Raw genomic sequence first — 5,691 nt, forward strand, 5'->3', positions numbered from 1 at the left:
CGCTCTCTCCTCCACGCACTCGGCATGACCGACGAGGAAATGCAGAAGCCGATGATCGGTATCGTCAGCTCCTACAACGAGATCGTACCCGGACATATGAACATAGACAAGATCGTCGAGGCTGTCAAGACAGGCGTCGCGATGGCAGGCGGCAACCCGATCGTATTCCCCGCTATCGCGGTCTGCGACGGTATCGCGATGGGTCACCAGGGAATGAAATACTCCCTCGTTACCCGCGACCTTATCGCCGACTCCACCGAGTCAATGGCTCTTGCTCACGCGTTTGACGCTCTCGTCATGGTTCCCAACTGCGATAAGAACGTTCCCGGTCTGCTCATGGCGGCGGCAAGACTTAACATTCCCTGTATCTTCGTCAGCGGCGGCCCCATGCTCGCGGGCAGATTCGCCGGTCACAAGACCAGCCTTTCCTCTATGTTCGAGGCTGTAGGCTCATACAACTCCGGCAAGCTCACCGCTGAGGAGCTCAACGAGTACGAGAACAAGGCTTGTCCGAGCTGCGGCTCCTGCTCGGGTATGTACACAGCAAACTCCATGAACTGCCTTACAGAGGTTCTGGGCATGGCTCTCCGCGGAAACGGCACGATCCCTGCCGTTTACTCAGAGAGGATCCAGCTTGCAAAGCGCGCCGGCATGAAGATCATGGAGCTGCTTGAGAAGGATATCAAGCCCCGCGACATCATGACCGAGGCCGCCTTCCGCAACGCCCTGACCATGGATATGGCTCTCGGCTGCAGCACAAACTCCATGCTCCACCTTCCCGCTATCGCTCACGAGTGCGGCATCGACCTCAACCTCGATATTGCAAACGAAATCAGCTCAAAGACTCCCAACCTCTGCCACCTAGCTCCTGCGGGCAGAACATATATTGAGGACCTCAACGAGGCAGGCGGCATCTACGCCGTTATGAACGAGATCAATAAGCTCGGCCTGCTCGACACAAGCCTCATCACCTGCACCGGCAAGACTATCGCCGAGAACATCGAGGGCGTTGTCAACAAGAACCCCGAGGTTATCCGTCCCGTCGAAAAGCCATACAGCTCCACCGGCGGCATCGCGGTTCTCCGCGGCAACCTCGCTCCCGACAGCTGCGTCGTCAAGCGCTCCGCGGTAGCTCCCGAGATGCTCAAGCACACAGGCCCCGCGAAGGTTTATGAGTGCGAGGAGGACGCTATGGCTGCGATCAACGGCGGCGAGATCGTAGAGGGCGACGTTGTCGTTATCCGCTACGAAGGCCCCAAGGGCGGTCCCGGAATGCGCGAGATGCTCAACCCCACCTCCGCTATCATGGGACGCGGCTTAGGCAGCACAGTCGCACTGATCACAGACGGACGTTTCTCCGGCGCGACAAGAGGCGCTTCCATCGGCCACGTTTCTCCCGAAGCGGCGGTCGGCGGCCCGATCGCCCTCGTAAAGAACGGCGACCTGATTGAAATCGACATTCCCAACAACTCCATCACCCTCAAGGTTTCCGACGAGGAGCTTGCAGAGAGACGCGCGGCGTGGGTTCCGAAAGAGCCGAAAATCACCACAGGCTACCTCGCCCGCTACGCCAAGCTCGTATCCTCAGGAGCTCAGGGAGCTGTATTGTCATAAGGAAAATGCACAAAAATTAAAAAAATCTTTGTGCATGGTTTCAGGATTTCAGAGCAAAAAAAGCAATTCGCACAATTCACCCTTGTCCTTTTTGGGCAAAGGGTGAATTTTTTTATTTTGCCTAAAATTTGTTGTTAATTCTGTACAATTATGATATACTGAATAAGGATTATTTTAGATATTTGCTGAATATGTAAATTTTGAAAAAATTTAATTGAAATATAATATCAATTATATAAACGAAGGGAGTTTTTTCTTTTGAAACAGTACGATGCGAAAAAAATCTTAAACATCGCGCTCGCGGGACACAGCGGCTGCGGTAAGACCTCGGTTGCGGAGTCCATTCTCTATCTCGCAAAGGTCAGCGACAGATTGGGCAAGATTGCAGACGGCAACACCATGCTCGATTTCGACAGCGAGGAAATTAAGCGTCAGGCGTCTATCATGACAGCCGTGGCTCCGATAGAGTGGAAGAACACCAAAATCAACCTCATCGACACACCCGGTCTCTTTGACTTTGCGGGCGGCGTTGCCGAGGGTATGCGCGCTGCGGACACCGCTCTGATCGTTGTATCCGGCAAGGACGGCATCAGCGTCGGCACCGAAAAGGCTGTTGAGGCGGCTACAAAGGCAGGTCTGACAAAGATGTTCTTTGTCAATGGTCTGTGCGACGAGGACGCGCGTTTCTATCGCGTATTTGAAACACTCAAGGCGACCTTCGGTCCCTCTGTCTGCCCCGTTGTTGTTCCCTACATTCAGGACGGCCAGGCTAACACCTACGTCAACCTCTTTGATTACAAGGCTTACAAGTACGACGCCAAGGGCAACGTAACGCCCACCGCTCTTCCCGATATGGGCGACAGACTCGAAGGTCTGCGCGAGGCTATCAAGGAAGCGGTTGCCGAAACAAGCGAGGAGCTGCTCGACAAGTTCCTCGAGGGCGAGGAGTTCACCCCCGAAGAGATTATTCTCGGCGTTTCTCAGGGCGTAAGAGACGGCTCTATCTGCCCGGTATTCTGCGGCGACGCTCACAACACTTTCGCTATCGACCAGCTGCTCAACAGCCTGACATGGCTCGCTCCTTCAGCGGCTCAGGGCGGCGAGATCGGCGTTGACCTTGACGGCGAACCCGTAGAAATCAGCGTTAACAAGGACGCTGCCACCGCTGCTATCGTATTCAAGACAGTTGCCGACCCGTTCATCGGCAGACTTTCTTATATCAAGGTCGTTTCGGGCAAGATTTCTCCCGACACCCCCGTTATCAACATGCGTACAGGCGCTCAGGAGCGTATCTCCAAGGTGCTCACAATGACAGGTAAGAAGCAGAGCGAAACCGACTACATTGGCGCGGGCGATATCGGCGCTGTACCGAAGCTCGTTTCCGCAAAGACAGGCGATACCCTCTGTTCACCGCTCAGAAAAGTAGTTCTCGACGGCATCGACTATCCCGTATCAAGCTACACAATGGCTATCTATCCCGCGAAGAAGGGTGACGAGGACAAGGTCGCTCAGGCTATCTCCAAGCTTGCCGACGAGGATCCCACAATTCGCTTTGAGTCCAACCACGAAACTCACGAAATGCTCGTATCAGGTCTCGGCGAACAGCACCTCGACGTTGTTATCTCCAGGCTTAAGAGCAAGTACAACGTGGAAGCCAGACTTCAGAACCCAAAGATCGCTTACCGCGAGACTATCCGCAAGAAGGTTTCCGCTCAGGGTCGTTACAAGAAGCAGAGCGGCGGTCACGGTCAGTTCGGCGACGTCTGGATCGAGTTCGAGCCCTACGATACCGACGATCTCGAGTTTGCAGAGAGAGTTGTCGGCGGCGCGGTTCCGAAGAACTTCTTCCCCGCCGTTGAAAAGGGTCTCCGCGACGCTATCAAGAAGGGTGTTCTCGCTGGTTATCCGACCGTAGGCATCAAGGCTACTCTCTACGACGGCTCCTATCACCCCGTTGACTCCTCCGAAATGTCCTTCAAGACTGCGGCGAGTCTTGCTTACAAGAACGGCATTCCCAACGCGATGCCGACACTCCTTGAGCCGATCGGCAGCCTCAAGGCTTACGTTCCCGACAATAACATGGGCGACGTTATGGGCGAGGTCAACAAGAGACGCGGCAGAGTTCTCGGTATGTCACCTGCCGAGCACGGCACACAAGTTGTCGAGGCTGAGGTTCCGATGTCTGAGATGAGCGACTTCTCGACCTTTATCCGTCAGATCACCCAGGGCCGCGGCTCCTTCGAGTTCACCTTCGCGCGTTACGAGGATTGTCCCGCTAACGTTGCACAGAAGGTTATCGAGAAAGCAAAAGCCGAGATGGGCGACGATTAATTTAAAACACTACGAGGGCAGGATATCCTGCCCTCGATTTTTCGTATACCATTTAAATATAAAAAACCCGCTGCAAAGTATTGGCGTCTTCCTATTTTCACAGCCCGTCGCCGGGCAACTATCGTCGGCACTACAGGGCTTAACTTCCGTGTTCGGTATGGGAACGGGTGGACCCCCTGCGTCATCAACACCAATTTAATTGTAGCGGGTTTATGGCTCCCCCAACTGGGCTCGAACCAGTGACATCATGATTAACAGTCATGCGCTCTGGGGAGTGTTCAGGTTTGTACCCTAATCGAAAGGCGACCTGAACACGCCGCACAACTCACTACTTTATGCGACAAACTGCTCATATGAGCCGTTCATCAGAATTTCAATATCATATCCCCTGCCGACGTTGATCTCTTTGAACAAGGTGCAGATTATCATTTTCTTACGCTCGGGAGAGGCGGAGTCAAATTCCTCCGCCCAGCCGCGGAACTGCTCGTAATGATAATCGATCTTCCCCATTTCTTCCTCCTTGCAGTTGAGCTGGTGCCGCTTTTCCGCAAGACAGGAAACATTCTCGTTCAACTTGTTCTTTGTGTTCTCAATCGCCATAGAGAGAATATCGGGAGTAAATTTGCTGTCGCCCAACAGAGCGGAAGCGATTTCCTCCGTCAGCTCTTTCAGCTTGCGTTCCAGCAGGCTGTTTTCTTTTTCAAGCTGTTTTATCTCCTTCTTGATCTGAGAAACGATCGCCTTGTACTTTTTCTCGATCGCCGCGCTCTTTGGCGTTGACTTGATTTTATCAAAGCACCGGTAAAGCGCTTCGAGAACCACTTCATCGACCTTTGACGCGACATAGACGCTTTGACCGTCGCACTCGTTACGGTGCATTGCCTTTCCGGAACAAAGATAACGATACTTTCTTTTGCTGTGATGCGTTACGCCGTCCTTTGTCTTGTAGGTATCGACAAAGCTGTTGGAACACAGCTTTTTGCCGCAGTGAGCGCAAAACAGATTGCCGCCGAGCATGGTTGAAGATTTTGCAAGCAGGGCTATGTTTGTTTTTTCTTCGCTGTTGACTTTCCTTTGTCTGAGGATTTCCTGCGCCTGTGCAAAAATATCGTCGTCGATAATCTGCAATTCCTCGATACGCTTTGATCTGACGCCGCCTCTGACATAGAAGCCGTGGTAAATTTCGTTCGTGAGCATCCTTTTGATAGTCATAGGCTGAAACTTCGCGCCGTTGTGCGTAACAATATTACGCTCATTGAGATAGTTAGCCATAATGTAGGAGCCGTAGCCCTCTTTGACCGACAAATCGAAAACGATTTGGACTAACCCCGCCTCTCTCGGTTCAACTTCGAGCGTCATCAGCTCTCTTCCCTTTTTGTTGATGATACCACTTTTGACTAACCTGTAACCGAAGGGAGCGACGCCGCCGGTGAATACACCTTCCTCAACTAACTGCCTGAGACGGGATTTTACGCGGATTGAGGTCTTTTGACTCTCGCCGTTCGCCTGCCAGAAACGTATGTAGTTCATCAGCTTGTCAACGTGGCTGTCTAACTTCTGTTCGCCCTCGTTGACGCTCCATACCGAAATGCCGTGTTTGATAAACCACTCCACCACAAAAGGCGTCTCATTGTCGATACGTCCGAGCCTGTCGAACATAAAGACAAGAAGAATATCAAACTCGCCGTGCTCCGCCGCCGTTTTCAGCTCTTGGATCGCGTCGCGGTCGTCAGCCGAAATCTTGAA

3 protein-coding genes and 1 rRNA gene are annotated in these 5,691 nt (G+C 52.8%); 2 read left to right on the forward strand and 2 right to left on the reverse strand.

The genetic code is table 11. The annotated features are described in order from the left end of the window. Both ilvD and JKK62_RS02480 read left to right on the forward strand, forming a co-directional pair. Positions 1-1,614 (forward strand): dihydroxy-acid dehydratase (ilvD, locus tag JKK62_RS02475; protein WP_201426830.1); only part of this gene is annotated, 1,614 nt, incomplete at its 5' end. 258 nt (positions 1,615-1,872) lie between these two features. Further along, the gene (locus JKK62_RS02480; RefSeq protein ID WP_201426831.1) at positions 1,873-3,945 is read left to right on the forward strand and encodes an elongation factor G; all 2,073 of its coding nucleotides are present in this window, start codon (positions 1,873-1,875) and stop codon (positions 3,943-3,945) included. 78 nt (positions 3,946-4,023) lie between these two features. On the opposite strand, the gene rrf is transcribed toward JKK62_RS02480, so the two are convergent. Then, positions 4,024-4,140 (reverse strand): 5S ribosomal RNA (gene rrf / locus JKK62_RS02485). A 138-nt stretch (positions 4,141-4,278) separates the two neighbouring features. Continuing rightward, positions 4,279-5,691, reverse strand: a 1,413-nt coding sequence (locus JKK62_RS02490) for a recombinase family protein (protein ID WP_201426832.1), incomplete at its 5' end; no start/stop codon positions are given.

It is taken from the genome of Ruminococcus difficilis, assembly GCF_016680995.1.